Source organism: Nonomuraea sp. NPDC049400, assembly GCF_044466425.1.
Lineage (GTDB): Bacteria > Actinomycetota > Actinomycetes > Streptosporangiales > Streptosporangiaceae > Nonomuraea.
Window position 1 is genome coordinate 25,123 of the sequence record NZ_JBITMP010000021.1, and the last position, 19,263, is coordinate 44,385.

Genomic DNA, 19,263 nt, shown 5'->3' on the forward strand with positions numbered 1-19,263 from the left:
ATGGCGTTGTTCCGCACGACCCGCCGCGCCACCAATCGGTTCTACTCGCAGCTCGTCGGCAGCCCGATCATCGCCGGTCTCGTCGGCGCCTCATTCGGGCTGGTGCTGTCCAACCTCGCCAGTTCCTCCGGCGCGGGACCGCCCCAGTGGGCCCTGGTGGGGCTCTTCCTGGCCGCGGTCTTCGCCTCGGCGTTCGTCCACAACCGCCTGACGCGGATCGAGGTGCACGTCAGCGAACTGGTGCAGGCCGCTCACCTGCTCCGGCTCGACGAGCACAGCGGTGGCATGGACATCGTCAACGGGCTGGTCGCGACCAGCCGGCACATCCGGGTCATCGGCAGGGCCAGGCAGGACCAGCTCTCCGACCCGGCATCCAAGCAGACGGACTATCTGGCCGCCACCGAGCAGGCCCTTCGGCTGGGCAGCCTCAGCAGATACTGGCGGATCACGGGCGAGGAGCTGCGCCCGCGTTTCCGCGAGCACCTCGTGACCCTGCTCAAGACGAGTGGGGAGGAGGGCCGGGTGAAGATCGGGATAGTCGACAAGTTCGACACGCTCGTGTCGTACCAGGTCTTCGACCGGGTGGCGGCGATCCTCGGCATAGAGACCACGCCCGGCCCTGGAGTCAGGGACAGCACGGTCGTCTTCCTCACCTACAACGCGGAGATCATCGACGCTCTGATCAGCCACTTCGACTCGGCCTGGGCATGCGTGACGCCCATTCTCAAGGCCGAGGAGCTCGAGCGGCAGACCAGGGCCATATGACGGCCGTCGCCGCCGCAGGCGCGGCGGCGACGACCGATCGTCACCTCAGAGGCCGAAGGTCACGGGCAGCCGCAGCGACGACTGCCCCGGCGAGAGCGTGATCCTGGTGCCCGGCGGGTAGCGCAGGGTGTAGTCGTAGTCGGTCGAGATGATCACCAGGCCCAGCCGGTGACCCTTCTTGAACAGGTAGTCCGTCGGCTGGAAGTCCCAGGTGAAGGAGTACTCCTTGCCGGGGCGCAGGGCCTCGGTCCGGTCGGCGCGGTGGCGGTTGCGGACGTCGAGCCAGCCCCGCGTGACGATCTTGTACGGGGTCGTGGCCGTGCCGAGCGTCCTGAGCGTCGTGCAGCCCGTGTCACCCGGGACGCCCTGGCCGTAGCAGTAGGTCTGGCCCGTCGAGAGCAGGGTGCCGTTCGCGCGGACGTCCGTGCCGTAGTCCACCAGCAACGCCGTCAGGTAGGGCGACGCGCCGTCCTTCAGCGAGGCCCGCACCGACACTGTGGGCGTGCCGGAGATCCGCACGTCGGCGGGCAGGTCACCGGTCACGTACGCCAGCCGGTTCGGGTCTGTCCCGGTGGCCTCCACCAGCTGCTCGGCCGTCCTGACCTTCTGGTCGACAAATGTCTCCTTGGCCGATCGCGGGCTCGGCACCAGCCCCAGCTTCGAGCCCGAGCCCAGCCAGAGGGGCACCGTGGCCGAGCCGGGCAGCGGCCAGGAGGCGTGCTGCCCCCACTGGCCGGGCACGAGCTCCACGTCGGCCTGAGGCTCGCGCATGATGCCCGAGTCGATCCCGTACAGCCAGTAGTCGAACCAGCCGTGCAGCTGGCGCAGCCACTCGGCCGCGCGGAAGTTGAAGGGGCTCATGTGGGTGCCCTGGTGCAGCCAGATCTTGCGTGGCACATGCCGCTTGGCCAGGGCGTGCCACCACTGCGCGAACTGCTTGGTCTTGACGTTCCAGTCGTTGAGCCCGTGCACGAGGAAGACGCTGGCCTTGACCTTGCCGACGTCGTTCAGGTAGTTGCGGGCGTCCCAGAAGGGGCTGTAGTCGCCGGTGACGCGGTCCTGGGCCGCGGTGATCCCGTCGATCAGTGCGCCGCAGGCCTGCTGGCCGTTCTCCCTGGTCAGCACGTACTTGGCGAGCACGTCCAGGTCCTCGCCCTGGAATCCGCCGGGCGCGAGGACGCCGCCGTTGGCGCGGTAGTAGTCGTACCAGCTGGAGATCGAGGCGATCGGGACGATCGTCTTCAGGCCCTCGACGCCGGTCGCGGCGACCGCGTTGGGCAGCGTGCCGTTGTACGAGACGCCGATCATGCCGACCTTGCCCGTGGACCAGGTGGCCTTGACCGGGTTGCCGTCGGCGTCGAAGCCCTTGGCACGGCCGTTCAGCCAGTCGATCGCGGCCTTCGGACCGGCTGTCTCGTTGCGGTCGCCGGAGGTGGGGCAGCCGGTGGCACGGCCGCTGCCGAGGTTCTCCACCAGCGCGACGGCGTACCCGCGAGGCAGGAAGTAGTTGTCGTAGTAGCCGTCGAACGGCCCGGCGGCCGACTTGTTCGCCATCGCGACCATGGCGGGCAGCGGGTTGCCGTTCTCGTCCACGTCCACGGGGTGGTTGGCGACGTCGTTGCCGCCGGCGTAGTACGGGCTGGCCTCCATGATGACCGGGACCTTCAGCCCCTGGTCGGTCTCTTTGGGCCGCAGGATGTCCACGGCGACGCGGTCGGGCTTGCCGTCGTTGTCGCTGTCGGTCCCCTCGACCTCGACGAACACCGTCTGCTTGACGGCGTCGGCCCTGGAGAAGACCGGCTGGGTGGCGTTGTTCTCGATCTTGATGGCGGGGGTGCCGGCGGTGGCGGGGGTGGTGCCGCTCAAGGCCACGACGAGCAGCGCGGCCAAGGGCACGGATAAGACCTTCCAAGGATGCATTCGGGACTCCAGGATTAAGACTTCCACCGTCTGTCGGAATCTCCGTTAGGATCCGCCGCAACACAAGAGGTCAAAGTTGGGCAAAACTTCCTCTGCGTCGCGGCATGTGTCCGGAATCGTGCTTCAGGTCACGGACGCGAGTGATGTCGATAACGGAGCGGTTTCGACCCTGTGCGCCAGTTTGGTTCGCCCTGGTCAAGCAACTATCTTCCGTGCAGGTGCCGTACGTTCTTTGGGCCTGACAGCGGCGAGGACGACGGGGAAATGGAAGGGAGTCGCCTTGCTCGGCAAGCGATTCAACAGGATGGCGATCGGCTCCGTGGCCGGCGTCATGCTCATGGCAGCGGCGGCCTGCGGCGGCAGTGGTGGGGGTACCACAGCCAGCGAGGCGCCCAGCGCAGGCGCGAGCAGTGAGGCGCCGAAGGGTGCGCTCAAGGTGGGGCTGGCGTTCGACGTCGGCGGTCGGGGTGACAAGTCGTTCAACGACGCCGCCTACGCCGGTCTGGAGAAGGCCAAGACGGACCTCGGCGCGGACATCAAGGAGCTGAGTCCGGCGGCCGACGGCTCAAACCGCGGTGACCTCCTGCGTCAGCTCGCCGACGCGGGCTACAACCCGATCATCGGTGTCGGCTTCGCCTACGGCGACGACATCAAGAAGACGGCGGCCGAATACCCGGACATCCAGTTCGCGGTCGTCGACTCCGCCTCCAACGGGCCCAACGTGACCGGTCTGCTGTTCGCCGAGGAGCAGGGCTCCTACCTGGCGGGCGTGGCCGCCGCGAGCAAGACGAAGGCCGACCACCTCGGCTTCGTCGGCGGCGTCGAGAACGACCTGATCAAGAAGTTCCAGGCGGGCTTCGTGGCGGGCGCGAAGTCGGTCAAGCCGGACATCAAGGTCGACATCAAGTACCTCTCGCCCGACGGCGACTTCAAGGGCTTCAAGGACCCGGCCAGCGGCAAGGTCGCGGCCGAGAAGATGTACCAGGACGGCGCCGACATCGTCTACCACGCCTCCGGCGACTCGGGCCTGGGCGTGTTCCAGGCGGCGGCCGCGGCCAAGAAGAAGGCCATCGGCGTCGACTCCGACCAGCGCCAGACGGTCAAGGAAGCCGACCTGCAGCCGGTCATCATGACCTCGATGCTCAAGCGCGTCGACGTCGGTGTCTTCGAGTTCATCAAGGCCTTCCAGGGTGGCGCCAAGGGCGGCACCAACGTCACGTACGACCTCAAGGTCGACGGCGTGGGCCTGTCCACCACCGGCGGCGAGATCGACGACATCAAGGACAAGCTCGACGCGGCAAAGAAAGACATCGTCGACGGCAAAATCACGGTTCCGTCGAAGCCGTAATCGGGGTAGGAGTGACAGCTGAGGGCCCGGAGTCCTGACTTCGGGCCTTCTGTCTATCCCCCCGCCCCCCGCTAGGAGAGGCAATGAGTGCTGACACCCTGGCCACGGTGAAACCCGCCGTAGAGCTGGAGGGCATCACCAAGCGTTTCCCCGGTGTCATCGCGAACCATGACATTCGCATCACCGTCCAGCAGGGCACCGTGCACGCCATCGTCGGGGAGAACGGCGCGGGCAAGTCCACGCTGATGAAAATCCTGTACGGCATGCAGAAGCCGGACGAGGGCACCATCAGGGTCAACGGCGAGGAAGTGAGCTTCCGCACGCCCAGCGACGCCATCGACGTGGGCATCGGCATGGTCCACCAGCACTTCATGCTGGCCGACAACCTCACCGTGCTGGAGAACATCGTCCTCGGCGCCGAGCCGAAGAAGGGCGGCAGGCTCGACACCGGCTCCGCCAGGAAACGCATCACCGAGCTGGCCGAGAACCACGGGCTGCGGGTCGACCCCGACAAGCTCGTGGAGGACCTCGGCGTCGGCGACCGCCAGCGTGTGGAGATCCTCAAGGTCCTCTACCGCGGCGCCCGCATCCTGATCCTCGACGAGCCGACGGCTGTGCTGGTGCCGCAGGAGGTCGAGGAGCTCTTCCAGAACCTGCGCGAGCTCAAGGCCGACGGCCTGACCGTCATCTTCATCTCGCACAAGCTCGACGAGGTGCTCGGCATCGCCGACGCGATCACCGTGATCAGGCGCGGCACCACGGTCGCGAGCGTGGATCCCGGCGAGGTCACCGCGCGCCAGCTCGCCGAGCTGATGGTCGGCAGCGAGCTGCCCACGCCCGAGACCCGCGAGTCCACGGTGACCGACGTCGTGGCGCTCAAGGTCGAGCACCTCACCGTGGAGGCCGACGGCCACCACCCGGGCGCCGACCTCGGCAAGCTGCGCGAAGAGGGCAAGCGCCTGCTCCTCGACGACGTGTCGTTCGAGATCCACAAGGGCGAGATCCTCGGCATCGCCGGGGTCGAGGGCAACGGCCAGTCCGAGCTGATCGAGGCGATCATGGGCATCAGGCCCGCGCACGGCGGCATCGGGCTGGACGGGCAGGACATCAGCGCCTGGTCCACGCTCAGGCGCAGGGAGTCCGGGATCGGCTACATCCCGGAGGACCGGCACCGGCAGGGCCTGCTGCTGGAGGCCTCGCTGTGGGAGAACCGCGTGCTCGGCCACCAGACCAGGAAGCCCGCCCGCAGCGGCATCTGGATCAACCGCCGGGCCGCCAAGGCGGACACCGAGCGCATCGTCAGGGACTACGACGTACGCACGCCCAGCGTCGACACCCTGGCCCTGGCACTGTCGGGCGGCAACCAGCAGAAGCTGATCGTGGGCCGGGAGATGAGCGGCGAGCCCAAGTTCCTCATCGCCGCCCACCCCACGCGCGGCGTGGACGTCGGCGCGCAGGCCGCCATCTGGGACCACCTGCGCAACGCCAGGGCGGCCGGGCTGGCCGTGCTGCTCATCTCGGCCGACCTCGACGAGCTGATCGGCCTGTCCGACACGCTGCGGGTGATCTACCGCGGCCGGCTCGTGGCCTCTCTCGATCCTTCCGACATCACGCCCGAGCGGCTGGGCGGCTACATGACCGGCGCCATCGCCGGAACTGAGGAGACGTGATGCCCGCCGGGCTCAACCGGGCGCTGCTCACCGTGGCGGGCGCCGTCATCGCCATCATCCTGGCGATCGCGATCTCCAGCGTGGCGATCGTCGCAGCGGGTGCCAGCCCGCTGGACGCGTTCGCCGCCTTCTTCGACTTCGGCGCGACCCCGCGGGCGGTCTCCAACGGCATCGCTGCCTTCGTCAACCGGGCGGTGCCGCTGTTCATCGCCGGCCTGGCGGTGGCCGTCGGCTTCCGCATGAACCTCTTCAACATCGGCGTCGAGGGCCAGTACCGGCTCGCGGCCATTGTGGCGGCGTACGTGGGCTCGACGTTCCAGGCGCCCGCGCCGATCCAGATCGGTGTGATCATCCTGGTCGCGGCGGCCGTCGGCGGCCTGTACGCGCTGATCCCCGCGGTCATGAAGGTGACCAGAGGGGTCAACGAGGTCATCGCCACGATCATGCTGAACTACATCGCGATCAACCTGGCCTCCTACCTCGTCCGCGGCCCCTTCGCGGGACAGCGGGCCGAGGGCCAGCTCACCACGACCACGCCGGCGCTGCCCGACTCCGGCATGTTCCCCAACCTGAACTTCCTGTTCGAGGGGTTCGGCCTGCTGCCGCCCACCCGCGGCGGCGGCCTGTGGGGCTTCCTGATCATGGCGATCCTGCTCGGCGTGGCGATCTGGGTGCTGCTGGAGCGCACCAGGTTCGGCTTCAACGTCAAGGCCAGCGGCCTCAACGGCCCGGCGGCGCTCGCCTCCGGCGTGAACCCCAAGAAGATGATCATCGCGGCGATGGTGCTGTCCGGCGCGATCGCCGGCCTCATCGGGCTGCCCGAGATCCTCGGCGACAAGGGCGCGTTCAACTCCAACTTCACCGCGGGCCTGGGCTTCCTCGGCATCGCGGTGGCGCTGCTCGGCAGGAACAAGCCGGTCGGCATCGCGATCGCCGCGCTGCTGTTCGCCTTCCTCGACCGGGCGCAGGGCGCGCTGCAGTTCGCGGACATCCCGCCGTCCGTCATCACGATCATCCAGGGCGTGATCGTCCTGCTGGTCGTCGTGGCGAACGAGGTGACGAACCGGCTGGCGCTCAGACTCGAAGAACGGCGGGCCGCCCAGCAGCTCGGCAGGAACACTCCGGTTGAGGTGGCAGCATGACCAGGCTTGGCAAGTACCACGTGGCGCTCGTCGGCGTCGCCGCGCTCATCCTGCTGATGTCGCTGGTCCGCGTCGTGTCCGGCCAGGACGACATCACCTCCTCCGGCACGTTCGCCGCCGCGCTGCTGCTGGCGGTGCCGATCGGCCTGGCCGGTCTCGGCGGCCTGTGGGCCGAGCGGGCGGGCGTGGTCAACATCGGCCTCGAAGGCATGATGGTGCTCGGCACCTGGTTCGCCGGCTGGGCCGGATACCAGTGGGGCGCCGTGGCCGCGCTGCTGGCGGGGCTGCTCGGCGGCGCGCTCGGCGGGCTCATCCACGCGGTCGCGACCGTGACCTTCGGCGTCGACCACATCATCAGCGGCGTCGCGATCAACCTGCTCGGCCCCGGCGTCACCCGCTTCCTGTCCGAGGTCCTCTTCAAGGAGGGCACCCCCGCGGCCGACGCCGGGGCGGGCATCACCAGCTCACCCGCGATCACCTCGCCCGCGCCGTCGGTCAGCCTGCCGCTGCTGTCCGACGGGCCGGACCTGCTCGGCAAGCTGGAAGGCACGCACTGGTTCCTGCTCTCCGACCTCGCGGGCATCCTGCGCGGGCTCACGCACAATGTGAACGTGCTGGTCATCCTGGCGGTCCTGCTGCTGCCCCTGACGTTCTACGTGCTCTGGCGCACGGCGTTCGGCCTGCGGCTGCGCTCGGCGGGTGAGAACCCCTGGGCGGCCGAGTCGCTGGGCGTGAACGTCTATCTGATCAAGTACCTCGCGGTCGTGATCTCCGGCGCGTTCGCCGGGCTCGGCGGCGTGTTCCTGGTCTTCGTCTCCACCAAGTACGTCGAGGGCCAGACGGCGGGGCGCGGCTTCATCGGCTTGGCCGCCATGATCTTCGGCAACTGGCGTCCCGGCGGGCTCGCGATCGGCGCCTCACTGTTCGGCTACGCCGACGGCCTGCAGCTGCGCAGCACCGGGTCGATCACCTCGTTCTTCCTGTTCGGCGCCGTGCTGCTGCTCATCTACCTGGGCGTCATGGTCCGCCGGACGCTCGCGCCCGGCCGGCCCGCCGATCTGGCGGCCAGGGGCGCCAAGGAGTACACGCTGATGGCGGTCGCCGCCGCCGGCATGGCCGTGCTCTTCTGGCTCTGGCTGGCCGTCGACCAGCTGCCGAACGAATTCGTCTTCATCACACCACACGTGCTCACGCTGCTCGTGCTCCTGGTGGCTTCGCAGCGGCTGCGGATGCCCAAGGCCGACGGCGTGCGCTATCGCCGGGGGGAGCAACATTGACCACCATCGACTGGGACGGCCTGCGGGACGCGGCCTCGGAGGCCATGCGTAACGCGTACGCGCCCTACTCGAAGTTCCCCGTGGGAGCGGCGGCGCTGGTGGACGACGGGAGGGTCGTCACCGGCTGCAACGTCGAGAACGCCTCCTACGGCGTGGGCCTGTGCGCGGAGTGCGGCCTGGTGTCGGCTCTCCAGTCGTCGGGCGGCGGCCGGCTGGTGGCCTTCACCTGCGTGGACGGGCACGGCGAACTGCTGATGCCGTGCGGGCGCTGCCGCCAGCTCCTCTACGAGTTCGGCGGCGACGACCTGCTGGTCGAGACCGTGGACGGGCCGAAGCGGATGGCGGAGATCCTGCCGTACGCGTTCGGCCCGCACGACCTCAGCCGGAGCGCCTGATGGACGCCATCGAGGTCATCCGCGCCAAGCGTGACGGCGGGGAGCTGACCACGGCCCAGATCGACTGGGTGATCGACGCCTACACCCGCGGCGGCGTGGCCGACGAGCAGATGTCCGCGCTGGCCATGGCGATCCTCCTGAACGGCATGAACCGCCGCGAGATCGCCGACTGGACGCAGGCCATGATCCGCTCCGGCGAGCGCATGGACTGGTCCGCGCTCGACCGGCCGACCGCCGACAAGCACTCGACGGGCGGCGTCGGCGACAAGATCACGCTGCCGCTGGCCCCGCTGGTGGCGGCCTGCGGCGCGTACGTGCCGCAACTCTCGGGCCGCGGCCTCGGGCACACCGGCGGCACGCTCGACAAGCTCGAGTCGATCCCCGGCTGGCGCGCCTCGCTCTCCAACGGCGAGATGCTGGAGGTCCTGCGCTCGGCGGGCGCGGTCGTGTGCGCGGCGGGTTCGGGGCTGGCCCCGGCGGACAAGAAGCTGTACGCCCTGCGCGACGTCACCGGCACCGTCGAGTCGATCCCGCTGATCGCCTCGTCGATCATGTCCAAGAAGATCGCCGAGGGGACGGGCTCGCTCGTCCTCGATGTGAAGGTGGGCTCCGGGGCGTTCATGAAGACCCCTTCGGCGGCTCGCGAGCTGGCCGAGACCATGGTCGCCCTGGGGACGGACGCCGGGGTGCGCACGGTGGCGCTGCTGACGGCGATGGACCGGCCGCTGGGACGGGCCGTGGGGAACGCGCTGGAGGTCGCGGAGTCCGTCGAGGTGCTCGCGGGCGGTGGGCCCGCCGACGTGGTGGAGCTCACCGTACGGCTGGCGCACGAGATGCTGGAGGCCGCGGGGGTGTCCGGCAAGGATCCCGCCAAGGCTCTGGCGGACGGGTCGGCCATGGACGCCTGGCGCCGCATGATCCGCGCGCAGGGCGGGGATCCTGACGCGCTGCTGCCTCGTTCCGCGGAGACGCTGACGGTGGAGGTGCCCTCGTCCGGGGTGCTGACCCGGCTGGACGCGTACGCGGTGGGTCTGGCGGCGTGGCGGCTCGGCGCCGGGCGGGCGCGCAAGGAGGACCCCGTGTCGTTCGGGGCCGGGATAACGCTGCACGCCAAGCCCGGCGACCTGGTGCGTGCGGGTCAGCCGTTGCTGACGCTGCACGCGGACGAGACGGAGCGGTTCTCGCGGGCTCTGGAGGCGCTGGAGGGCGCTTACGCGGTGGGCGAGGCGGGCGAGGAGCTGCTTCCCCTGATCATCGACCGCATCACAGCCTCGTAGCCGTCTCCACGGTGATCCGAAGGGGCGCGTCCGGCCGTACGGCGTGCGCGGGCGCCCCTTCGGAGCGGCGCGCCTCTGAACGGCCCCGGTCGGTGGGACGCGGGGCGTAACGCCGGGCGTCGTCAGCGGACGAGAGCAGGGGCGTCGGCGAAGATCTCGGACAGGACGGCCCGCTGCGTGGGAAGGGCCTCCGCGTGGCGGGCGCGGCCCTCGTCCGTGATGCACACGAACACGCCGCGCCGGTCCGCGTCGCAGACCCCGCGTGACACGAGCGCGGCCTTCTCCAGGCGGGCGACCACCCGGGACAGGGCGCTCTGGCTCAGGTGGACCTCGTCGCAGAGCTCCTGGATGCGCAGCTTTCTGTCGTGATGGACGATCCGATCGAGCACCTCGAACTCGCTCGGTCCCAGCCCGTGCCGATCGCCCAGCTCACGCTCCAGCGCGCACATGGCCTTGGCGTGCTTGGCCAGGACGTAATGCCAGGTCTCGACCACGAACTCCTCGTCCATGTCGCGGAGGTTACCACTTCGCTAAATCTCATGCAACGGCATTAAATGCGTTTGCATAAGATGCGTCTGCATGTATTGTTCAGTCCCATGTCCTCTTCCTCATCCCGTTGGGGCGCGCTCGCCGTGCTCTGCGCAGTGATTTTCCTTGACGCCCTGGACGTCTCGATGGTCGGTGTCGCCCTGCCCGCCATCCAGCACGACCTGGGCCTGAGTACCTCGTCTCTGCAGTGGGTGGTCAGCGGCTACGTGCTCGGCTACGGCGGTCTTCTGTTGCTCGGAGGCAGGACCGCCGACCTGCTCGGGCGGCGCAGGGTGTTCCTGGCCGCTTTGGGCGTCTTCGCCGTGGCGTCGTTGCTCGGTGGCATTGTGGACGACGGCGGGTTGCTGATCGCGGCCCGGTTCGTCAAGGGGGTGGCCGCCGCCTTCACCGCCCCCGCGGCTTTGTCGATCATCACGACGACCTTCCCCGAGGGCCCGGAGCGCAACAAGGCGTTGAGCATCTTCACCGCCTGCGGCGCCAGCGGCTACTCGCTCGGTCTCGTGTTGTCCGGCTTGCTCACTGAGATCGGCTGGCGGTGGACGCTGCTGATGCCGGTGCCCGTCGCGGTCCTCGCGCTGCTCGTCGCGCCGAAGGTGCTGCGCGGCCGGGACGAGCGGGCCGAGGGCGGCCACGACCTGATCGGCGCGGTGCTGATCACCGCCTCCATGTTGCTGCTGGTGTTCACGGTCGTGCAGGCGCCCGAGGCCGGCTGGGCCTCGCTGCAGACGATCGGCTCGCTGGTGGGCGTGGCCGTGCTGCTCGGCCTGTTCATCCTCGCCGAGCTGCGGATGCGCCACCCGCTGGTGCGGCTCGGCATCCTGCGCTCCGCCCACATCGTCCGGGCCAACCTGGGGCTGCTGATCCTCATGGGCTCGTACGTCGCGTTCCAGTTCGTGGCCATGCAGTACTTCCAGAACCTCCTCGGCTGGTCGGCCCTGGGCACCGCCCTGGCGTTCCTGCCCGCGGGCCTGCTCGTCGCGGTCACCTCGACCAAGATGGGCGACTTCGCCGACAGGTTCGGCACCGGCAAGCTGATCGTCATCGGCTCCGCGGCGCTGGCCGGCGGGTACGCGATCTTCCTCGGCATCGACAGCGACCCGAGCCTGGGCGGCATGGTGATCCCGGGCATGATCCTCATGGGCATCGCGTTCGCGCTGTCGTTCCCCGCGCTGAACATCCAGGCCACCAACGGCGTGGACGACGACGAGCAGGGGCTGGCCTCCGGGCTGCTCAACACCTCCGGCCAGGTGGGCGGCGCGATCGTGCTGGCCGTGGTCACCGCCGTGCTCACCTCGGGCGGCGGCGGCGAGACGCTCTCGATCGGCGCGCTGCGCTCGGCGATCGTGGTGTCGCTGGTGCTGGCCCTGGTCGGGCTGGCGATCGCGGCGACCGGCCTGCGCAACCGCAAGGCCGCGGCCGTCACGAAGGCCGACGAGAACGTGCAGGTGTACGAGACCGTCTGACCGTCCTTCACCATGGGGCCCGCCAGTCCGGCGGGCCCCTTTTTCATTCCAGCACGCCGATCCGCCGCTTGCAGGCCCGTAACCTGGGCATCTACCGGGCATGCGCTCGTCATCCCCGTCCGCGCGCCGGTCGTCGCGCTGCCGCGCCGTCCTCCCGTTCGCCTGCCTGGCGCTGCTCGCCGCCTGCGGCACGGGCACCCAGGCCGTCCTGACGGACACCCCGTCCGCCACCGGGACGGCCAGGCATGAGGGCGGCAAGCCGACGAGCACCGCCGAGGTGGACGTCCAGCGCGACGGCATCGAGCCCGCCGTGGTGACGGATGTGCGCTACGCCGCCCACGACACGTACGACCGCGTGGTCGTCCACCTCGAGGGCGAGGTCCCCGGATACAACGTCAGGTGGGTGGATCAGTTCCTGGAGGAGGGCTCGGGCAAGCCCATCGAGGTGCGCGGCGGCGCGTACCTCCAGGTCACGCTCTTCCCGGCCAACGCCCACGACGAGAACGGCAAGCCCACGTGGGCCGGCGGCCCCGTCTTCCCCGCGAACCTGGGCAACCTCACCGACGTCGTCAAGACCGGCGACTTCGAGGGCCACGTCGGCATCGGCCTGGTGCTGGCCAGGCAGGCGGCGTTCCAGCTCAACGAGCAGGGCGATCCCAGCCGGCTGATCATCGACGTGGCACACTGACCTCGTGGTGAGAAAGATCGAGGCCCCGGCCCGCATACCCGTTCCCGGCGGAAAGCTCATCGACGAGCACATCGGCCGCGTCAACAGTGGTGACGACGCGATCTCCATAGCCCACATGACGGCTCCGCCCGGCTGGGAGGAGCCGCCGCAGACGCCGCTGTTCACCGAGTACACCGTGGTCCTGCGTGGCCTGCTGCTGGTGGAGCACGCCGAGGGCACGACGCAGGTCGCCGCCGGGCAGTCGGTGGTGACGTCGCCGGGGGAGAAGGTCCGCTACAGCGTGGGTCCCGAGGGCGCCGAGTACATCGCGGTGTGCCTGCCCGCCTTCTCGCCGGAGAGCGCCGGTCGCGACTGAGCCGCATGGGGAGTCCGCCCTTATCATGGCCAGATGAGTCTCACGCTTGACGAGATCCGGCGGGCTCCCAAGGTGCTGCTGCACGATCACCTCGACGGCGGGCTCCGCGCCGAGACGATCGTCGAGCTGGCCAGGGAGACCGGCTACGATCGGCTGCCCACCACCGATCCCGACAACCTGCGCCAGTGGTTCGAGGAGGCGTCCGACTCCGGCTCGCTCGAGCGCTACCTGGAGACGTTCGAGCACACCGTCGGGGTCATGCAGACCCGCGAGTCGCTCCAGCGCGTGGCCGCCGAGTGCGCCCAGGACCTGGCAGCCGACGGCGTGGTCTACGCCGAGGTGCGCTACGCGCCCGAGCAGCACACCACCATGGGGCTGACCCTCGACGAAGTCGTCGAGGCGGTGCTCGAGGGGTTCAGACAGGGCTCCGAGGGGCGCGGCATCCGGGTCGGCACGCTGCTCACGGCCATGCGGCACCAGGCGCGCTCCATGGAGATCGCCGAGCTGGCCGTGCGCTACCGCGACGTGGGCGTCGTGGGGTTCGACATCGCGGGGGCCGAGGCGGGCTACCCGCCCACGCGGCATCTCGACGCGTTCGAGTACCTCCAGCGGGAGAACGCCCACTTCACCATCCACGCGGGCGAGGCGTTCGGGCTGCCGTCGATCTGGCAGGCGATCCAGTGGTGCGGCGCCGACCGGCTCGGGCACGGCGTGCGGATCATCGACGACATCTCCGTGGCCGGGGACGGGTCCACCAAGCTGGGGCGGCTGGCGGCGTACGTGCGTGACAAGCGCATCCCGCTGGAGATGTGCCCCACGTCCAACCTGCAGACCGGGGCCGCCACGTCGATCGCCGAGCACCCCATCGGGCTGCTGCGGCGCCTGAACTTCCGGGTCACGGTCAACACCGACAACCGGCTGATGAGCTCGACCAGCGTGTCGCAGGAGTTCGCCAAGCTGGTCGAGGCATTCGGCTATGGCTGGGATGACCTGCAGTGGTTCGCGGTCAATGCGATGAAGTCGGCGTTCATCCCGTTCGACGAGCGGCTGGCGCTGATCAACGGCGTGATCAAGCCGGGATTCGCGCAGCTCAAGTGGCAGCCGTGAAGCAGACTTACCGGTCCAGGACCGCGTTCGTGCTGGCGTGGGTGTGGCTGGTCTTCGTCGCCTTCAACGTGTGGGACCTGATCGCCCACTACACCGGCAAGTCGTCGCTGGTGGCGCTGGCCGTGCTGGGCGCGCTGACGGCGTTCGTCTATGTGGTCGCGCTGCGCCCCGCCACGGTGTTCACTGAGGAGGGGCTGGTGGGGCGCAACCCGCTCCGCACCACCTTCCTGCCGTGGGCCTCGGTCGAGGACGTGACGGTGTCCCACTCGATCAACGTCTCGTACGGCGACGGGCGGGTGCTGCGGCTCTGGACGCCGATGAGCAGCGCTCGGGAGCGGGCCAGGGCACAGCGGCGCGGGATGCCCAGGCAGGAGCGGGGGCGCCTCCGCACCGAGCCCACGCTGTCGAAGGCGGAGCAGGCGGCGGCGGAGGCGTTCACGGGCAAGACGCACGCCGACTGGGTGGGCGAGCAGATCCGCGAGCGCGCCGAGTCAGCCAGGCGCCGCGACCAGGAGGCGGCGCCGGGCCGGGTGACGTGGTCCTACGACGCCATCGCGGTGCTGGCGGCGGCCGGGGTGCTCCTGGTCGCCGCGATCGTCATCGCCTGAGCCGTTCGGCGGCGGTGGTCCTCACCGCCTGGGTCTGTTGACGAAGCGGGACATGCCCGCCTGGGCGATCCCCGACTCCTCCACCTGTTTGGCGGCCTCCGTCTCCTTGGCGAAGGCCCGTTCGACCTCGTCGACGGGCGGGCGCAGCAGCCCGAGGTGCACCGCCGTGGCGGTGCCCGGCCGCGTCCAGTGGTGCAGGCGCTCGATCGCCGTGTCCAGCAGCGTCCCGGGGGCGACGATCTCGTCCAGCAGGCCCGTGGCCAGGGCCTGCTCGGCGGTCATGCGGGTGGAGTCGAGCACCAGCCGCAGCGCCTTGGCGCCCACCAGGCGGGGGAGCAGGTAGCAGGCGGCGTTCGAGATCGACAGGCCGATGTGGTTCTCCGGGAAGAAGTACTCGGCCGCCGGGGTGCCGATGCGGGTGTCGAAGCAGAGCGTCCACTCGGCGGCCCCGCCCACGGCCAGGCCGTTGACCGCCGCCACGACCGGGACCTGGGTCTCCAGCACCGCCCTGGTCATGTCGTGGAAGAGCGCCACCTCCTCGACCAGCGACTTGCCGGCCGCCTCGTGGATGTCCTCGCCGGCCGAGAACGCCCGTCCGGTGCCGGTGACCACGATGCCCCTGCCGCTCCCGCCGTGCTCACGGATCGCCGCGGCCAGGTCCCTTCGCATGCCGGCGGTGAGGGCGTTGAGCTTTTCCGGGCGCGCGAGCGTGATCACGGTGACCTGGTCGCGTTCGGTTACTTCGATCACGGTCTCTCCTTGCCAGTGAACAGAGCTGGGGCGGCGCGCTGGTCGCGTTCCGGGTGGAGTAGGTGGCGCTTCTCGATGCGGGCTGACGGGGTCAGCGCGAACCCCTCCACGAACTCCACATACTCCGGGATCTTGAAGCGGGCCAGGCGGCCTCTGGCGTGCTCGATCACGCTCATGGCTGTGTCCTCGTCGGCGGCGTGACCGGGGCGGAGCTGGAGGAACGCCTTCGGAAGCTCGCCCCACAGGTCGTCGGGGATGGGCACGAGGGCCGCCTGGAGGACCGCCGGGTGCTGGGTGAGCACGCTTTCGACCTCGGCGCACGAGATGTTCTCCCCGCCCCTGCGCACCATGTCCGTCAATCGCCCGGCGTGGTGGATGTAGCCGTGCTCGTCGCGGAAGCCCAGGTCGCCGGTGTGGTACCAGCCGCCTCTGAAGGCGTGGGCGGTGGCCTCCGGGTGGTTCCAGTAGCCCTTCATCATGGGCGCGCCTCTGACCAGGATCTCGCCGGTCTCCTCGTCCAGCGTGACCTCCTTGCCCGGGTACGGGAGGCCCATGGCGCCGGTGCCGACCGTCTCCTCGGCGTCGATGGGCACCCCCAGGTCCGGGCCGCTCTCCGTGGAGCCGTACAGTTCGCGCCACGGCGCGCCCCAGCGCTCCTCGAACGCCCTGTGCAGGTCCGGGCGGATGCCCGAGCAGAGCACCAGACGCAGCCGCCCGGCGCCGTCGTCGGCGTGTGGCGGCTGCTTGTGCAGCAGGAGAGGCATCGAGCCCAGCACGTACGTGAGCGTCGCGCCGTGCTCTCTGGCCGAGGCCCAGAAGCCGGAGGCGGAGAAGCGGGGGAGCACCACGAGGGGGATGCCGCCGATGAGGCAGAGGAGGGTGACCCATTGAGGATCCATGTACGAGTACGGCTGGGCGATCAGCATCACGTCGTCGTCGCGCAGGCGGACCTGGTCGGCGACCAGTCGGGCGGTCCTGAGCCAGTAGTCGTGGGTGAGCATGCAGGCCTTGGGAAACCCGGTCGTCCCCGACGTGTACTGAAAATTCGCGATCTCGTGGGTTCTGGCGGGGATCCTGGCGCGTGGGACCGAGCCGAGGACGTAGACCGTACCCGGGATGTGCGGGACGTGTTCCTCGGTGGTCAGCGTGGCCACGGCGCCCGAGTCGCGCAGGACGTGCTCCAGGTCGGCGGCCCGGTAGCGGACGTTCACCGGCACGGTGATCGCGCCCGCCTTGAGTATCGCCAGCCAGCTCAGCGGCCAGTCAGGGACATTGTCCATCATGATCGCCACCCGGTCGCCCGGCCGGACGCCCTTGTCGATCAGGGCGGCGGCCAGGCCGTCGGACCGGGCGTCGGCGTCTTCGAAGGTGAGCGAGGTGTCGGGGAAGCGGAGGAACTCGCGCGTGCCGTACGTGCTAGCGGCGTGCCTCATCAGGTCGGGGATCGTTTCGTGCATCCGGCGGCTCCCACGGGAAGTCGGGCAGCAGTGAGAGATCGAGGGTTGCCTCGGCCCGGGCGGGCGCGCGGACGGCGGCCAGGCCGATCGTGACGAACTCGGCGCACACCTGCTCCAGCGTGGAGGCCCCGTCGGGGCGGTACCACTCGCTGGTGCCGGTGCACATGGACATCAGGGCCAGTCGGGTCAGCTTCTGGTCGGCGACGCGGAACGCCCCGGTTTCGACGCCTCGTGCGAGGGCGTCCCTCCAGTAGTCCTCGTACGCGTCGCGCAGGGCGATGATCTCGTCGCGGGCGGCGGAGCCGGGCGTCAGTGAGCGCAGCTCGCCGTCCATGACGCGGGTGGTCATGGGGCTGAGCGCATGGACGGCGGTGAGCGAGCTGATCAACAGGGCGAGGCGGTCGGCAGGGCTTTCGGCGTCGCGCAGCATGCGCTCCGTGGCGTCGATCAGCCCTTGCTGGGCGACGCGCATGAGGTCGGCGAGCAGGGCCTCCTTGCTCGCCACGTGGTGATATATCCCGGCATTGGTCATGTTGACCGCTCTGGCCAGATCGCGGATGCTCGTGGCCGCATAGCCCTGCCGGGCGAACAGCAGCACCGCCGCCGTCCTGATCCGCTGGTTAGCATCCGCGTCCCGGTCAGTGAGGTCCACCATCGACCTACCGAACGTTCGGTCGCCCATGTTTCGAAAAATACCCCATTAATCCCTGAATCGCCATAGGTTGACCCTGACACCGTGTCAGGCCCTATCCCTGGAGGCGTCATGTTCAGCATCGGAGATTTCGCCAGGCTCGGACTGGTGTCCGTACGCATGTTGCGCCACTACGACGCCATCGGCCTGCTGCGCCCGGCGCACGTGGACCCGGTCACCGGCTACCGGTCCTACCAGGCCGCGCAGCTGTCCAGGCTCAACCGGATCGTCGCCATCAAGGACCTCGGCTTCACACTGGAGCAGGTCAGGGCGATCCTGGACGAGAAGGTGAGCGCGGAGGAGCTGCACGGCATGGTACGGCTGCGCCGCGCCCAGCTCGAGGCCCAGATCAGCGCCGACCTGGCCAGGCTCCGGGGCGTCGAGGCGCGATTGCGCACGATCGAGACGGAGGGGCACATGCGGACGGCCGAAGTCGTGCTCAAGAGGGTGGACGCGGTCAGGGTCGCCGAGCTCAGCGCCAGGGCGGCCAGCTATGAGGGTGCGGACATCGGCCCGGTCATCCAGCCGCTGTTCCTGGAGATCTGCCGCCGGGTGGAGGCCGCCGGGGTGAGCGTCGTGGGTCCCGGCCTGGCCTATTACGTGCCGGACGACGACGGCTCCGTCATGGTGCACACCTGCCTGCCGGTTTCCGTGCCGCCCGGTTCCTACGACTTCGAGGTCGTCGACCTGCCTCCCATCGAGACCGCGGCCACGATCATCCATGAGGGGCCGATGGAGGCGGTGGGGTCGACGTTCCAGGCGCTGGCCCACTGGATCGAGGAGAACGGCTACCGTTCCCTGGGCCTGGCAAGGGAGATCTCCCTGCACTGCCCGGAGAACAAGGACGAATGGGTCACCGAGCTCCAGATCGAGGTGACTTCGGCGTAGTGGACGCGACGGAGCTGGAGTGGCACCGGGGCGAGCTGACCGGCTACTGCTACCGCATGCTGGGCTCGGGGTTCGAGGCCGAGGACGCGGTGCAGGAGGCGTTCGTCAGGGCGTGGCACACGTACGACGCTTCGCGCGGACCGCTGCGCTCGTGGCTGTTCCACCTGGCCACGAACGTCTGCCTCGACATGCTGCGCGGCCCGCAACGCCGCGCCCGCGCCATGGACCTCGGCCCCGCTGCCGTCCCGGGCGCCGAACTGGGCGCGCCACTGCCTCCCGAGCGCTGGATCCACCCCATCCCGGACAGCCGCGTCAGCCCCGAGGAACTGGCGGTGAGCCGCGAGACCATCCGCCTGGCCTTCGTGGCGGCCCTGCAACACCTCCCGCCCCGGCAGCGCGCCGTCCTCATCCTCCGCGACGTGCTCAAATGGTCCGCCGCCGAGACCGCCACCCTCCTGTCCACCACGGTCACGTCCGTCAACAGCACCCTGCAACGGGCCCGCGCCAAGCTCCCCGCGGTGGAGCCCGCCGACCTGGAGGTGGACGAGGAACTGCTGTCCCGCTACGTGTCGGCCTTCGAGCGGTACGACGTGGCCACCCTGGTGTCGCTGCTGCACGAGGACGCCACGTCGTCGATGCCGCCGTTCACGTGGTGGCTGCGAGGGCGCGAGAGCATCCGGGCGGTCCTGCTCGCGTCGGACGCGCCGTGCGCCGGCGCCCGCCTCCTGCCCACCAGGGCCAACGGCTCCCCGGCCTTCGGCCAATACGTGGACGGCGAGCCGTTCGCCCTGGTCGTCATGGACATCGCGGACGGCCGCATAGCGGGCATGACCACGTACCTGGATCCCGGCCTGTTCCCCTTCTTCGATCTGCCGATGAGTTTGGCTCACTCGCTCCGTACTGAGGGATGAAG

General features: G+C 69.6%; 19 protein-coding genes. 14 read left to right on the forward strand and 5 right to left on the reverse strand.

Features of this window, described 5'->3' with window-relative positions:
- On the forward strand, positions 1-765 hold the full coding sequence (locus ACIBVN_RS30280; RefSeq protein WP_397142112.1) for a hypothetical protein: 765 nt from the start codon (positions 1-3) through the stop codon (positions 763-765).
- A 45-nt stretch (positions 766-810) separates the two neighbouring features.
- Here ACIBVN_RS30280 and ACIBVN_RS30285 read toward each other — a convergent pair whose 3' ends face one another.
- On the reverse strand, positions 811-2,661 hold the full coding sequence (locus ACIBVN_RS30285) for a Xaa-Pro dipeptidyl-peptidase (RefSeq protein WP_397142114.1): 1,851 nt from the start codon (positions 2,659-2,661) through the stop codon (positions 811-813).
- A gap of 304 nt (positions 2,662-2,965) precedes the next feature.
- Between ACIBVN_RS30285 and ACIBVN_RS30290 the strand changes: the two genes are divergently transcribed.
- From ACIBVN_RS30290 to ACIBVN_RS30315, 6 genes are all read left to right on the forward strand, one after another.
- Entirely contained in the window at positions 2,966-4,033 is a 1,068-nt protein-coding gene (locus tag ACIBVN_RS30290; protein ID WP_397142116.1) for a BMP family protein, read from the forward strand.
- A gap of 83 nt (positions 4,034-4,116) precedes the next feature.
- Entirely contained in the window at positions 4,117-5,703 is a 1,587-nt protein-coding gene (locus ACIBVN_RS30295) for an ABC transporter ATP-binding protein (RefSeq protein ID WP_397142118.1), read from the forward strand.
- Positions 5,703-6,845, forward strand: a complete 1,143-nt coding sequence (locus ACIBVN_RS30300) for an ABC transporter permease (protein WP_397142120.1) — start codon at positions 5,703-5,705, stop codon at positions 6,843-6,845. Before ACIBVN_RS30295 ends, ACIBVN_RS30300 begins: the two co-directional genes overlap by 1 nt.
- Positions 6,842-8,122: an ABC transporter permease gene (locus ACIBVN_RS30305; protein WP_397142122.1), complete on the forward strand. Its 1,281-nt coding sequence runs from the start codon at positions 6,842-6,844 to the stop codon at positions 8,120-8,122. Before ACIBVN_RS30300 ends, ACIBVN_RS30305 begins: the two co-directional genes overlap by 4 nt.
- On the forward strand, positions 8,119-8,517 hold the full coding sequence (locus ACIBVN_RS30310) for a cytidine deaminase (RefSeq protein ID WP_397142124.1): 399 nt from the start codon (positions 8,119-8,121) through the stop codon (positions 8,515-8,517). The genes ACIBVN_RS30305 and ACIBVN_RS30310 overlap by 4 nt, the downstream gene beginning before the upstream one ends.
- Complete coding sequence (locus ACIBVN_RS30315; RefSeq protein ID WP_397142126.1) at positions 8,517-9,794, forward strand: thymidine phosphorylase; 1,278 nt, start codon at positions 8,517-8,519, stop codon at positions 9,792-9,794. The genes ACIBVN_RS30310 and ACIBVN_RS30315 overlap by 1 nt, the downstream gene beginning before the upstream one ends.
- A gap of 122 nt (positions 9,795-9,916) precedes the next feature.
- On the opposite strand, the gene ACIBVN_RS30320 is transcribed toward ACIBVN_RS30315, so the two are convergent.
- Complete coding sequence (locus tag ACIBVN_RS30320; protein ID WP_397142128.1) at positions 9,917-10,303, reverse strand: MarR family winged helix-turn-helix transcriptional regulator; 387 nt, start codon at positions 10,301-10,303, stop codon at positions 9,917-9,919.
- Positions 10,304-10,390: 87 nt separating this feature from the next.
- Between ACIBVN_RS30320 and ACIBVN_RS30325 the strand changes: the two genes are divergently transcribed.
- From ACIBVN_RS30325 to ACIBVN_RS30345, 5 genes are all read left to right on the forward strand, one after another.
- The gene (locus ACIBVN_RS30325; RefSeq protein WP_397142130.1) at positions 10,391-11,806 is read left to right on the forward strand and encodes an MFS transporter; all 1,416 of its coding nucleotides are present in this window, start codon (positions 10,391-10,393) and stop codon (positions 11,804-11,806) included.
- A 100-nt stretch (positions 11,807-11,906) separates the two neighbouring features.
- Positions 11,907-12,494, forward strand: coding sequence for a hypothetical protein (locus ACIBVN_RS30330; RefSeq protein ID WP_397142132.1), 588 nt, complete (start codon positions 11,907-11,909; stop codon positions 12,492-12,494).
- 4 nt (positions 12,495-12,498) lie between these two features.
- On the forward strand, positions 12,499-12,849 hold the full coding sequence (locus tag ACIBVN_RS30335; RefSeq protein ID WP_349446875.1) for a cupin: 351 nt from the start codon (positions 12,499-12,501) through the stop codon (positions 12,847-12,849).
- A gap of 33 nt (positions 12,850-12,882) precedes the next feature.
- Positions 12,883-13,956, forward strand: a complete 1,074-nt coding sequence (locus ACIBVN_RS30340) for an adenosine deaminase (RefSeq protein ID WP_397142134.1) — start codon at positions 12,883-12,885, stop codon at positions 13,954-13,956.
- Complete coding sequence (locus ACIBVN_RS30345; protein WP_397142136.1) at positions 13,953-14,564, forward strand: PH domain-containing protein; 612 nt, start codon at positions 13,953-13,955, stop codon at positions 14,562-14,564. Before ACIBVN_RS30340 ends, ACIBVN_RS30345 begins: the two co-directional genes overlap by 4 nt.
- 21 nt (positions 14,565-14,585) lie before the next feature.
- Here the strand turns inward: ACIBVN_RS30345 and ACIBVN_RS30350 are convergent, their stop codons facing one another.
- From ACIBVN_RS30350 to ACIBVN_RS30360, 3 genes are read right to left on the reverse strand one after another with little or no spacing between them, the layout of a single operon-like run.
- Complete coding sequence (locus ACIBVN_RS30350) at positions 14,586-15,314, reverse strand: enoyl-CoA hydratase/isomerase family protein (protein ID WP_397142138.1); 729 nt, start codon at positions 15,312-15,314, stop codon at positions 14,586-14,588.
- The gene (locus ACIBVN_RS30355) at positions 15,311-16,771 is read right to left on the reverse strand and encodes an AMP-binding protein (protein WP_397142140.1); all 1,461 of its coding nucleotides are present in this window, start codon (positions 16,769-16,771) and stop codon (positions 15,311-15,313) included. The genes ACIBVN_RS30350 and ACIBVN_RS30355 overlap by 4 nt, the downstream gene beginning before the upstream one ends.
- Positions 16,731-17,453 carry a TetR/AcrR family transcriptional regulator gene (locus ACIBVN_RS30360; RefSeq protein WP_397142142.1) on the reverse strand — a complete coding sequence of 241 codons (723 nt, stop codon included), beginning with the start codon at positions 17,451-17,453 and terminating at the stop codon, positions 16,731-16,733. Before ACIBVN_RS30360 ends, ACIBVN_RS30355 begins: the two co-directional genes overlap by 41 nt.
- An 81-nt stretch (positions 17,454-17,534) precedes the next feature.
- Here ACIBVN_RS30360 and ACIBVN_RS30365 point away from each other — a divergent pair, with 81 nt between their 5' ends.
- On the forward strand, positions 17,535-18,350 hold the full coding sequence (locus tag ACIBVN_RS30365) for a MerR family transcriptional regulator (RefSeq protein ID WP_397142144.1): 816 nt from the start codon (positions 17,535-17,537) through the stop codon (positions 18,348-18,350).
- Positions 18,311-19,261: a sigma-70 family RNA polymerase sigma factor gene (locus ACIBVN_RS30370; RefSeq protein WP_397142146.1), complete on the forward strand. Its 951-nt coding sequence runs from the start codon at positions 18,311-18,313 to the stop codon at positions 19,259-19,261. The genes ACIBVN_RS30365 and ACIBVN_RS30370 overlap by 40 nt, the downstream gene beginning before the upstream one ends.
- Positions 19,262-19,263 lie beyond the last annotated feature (2 nt).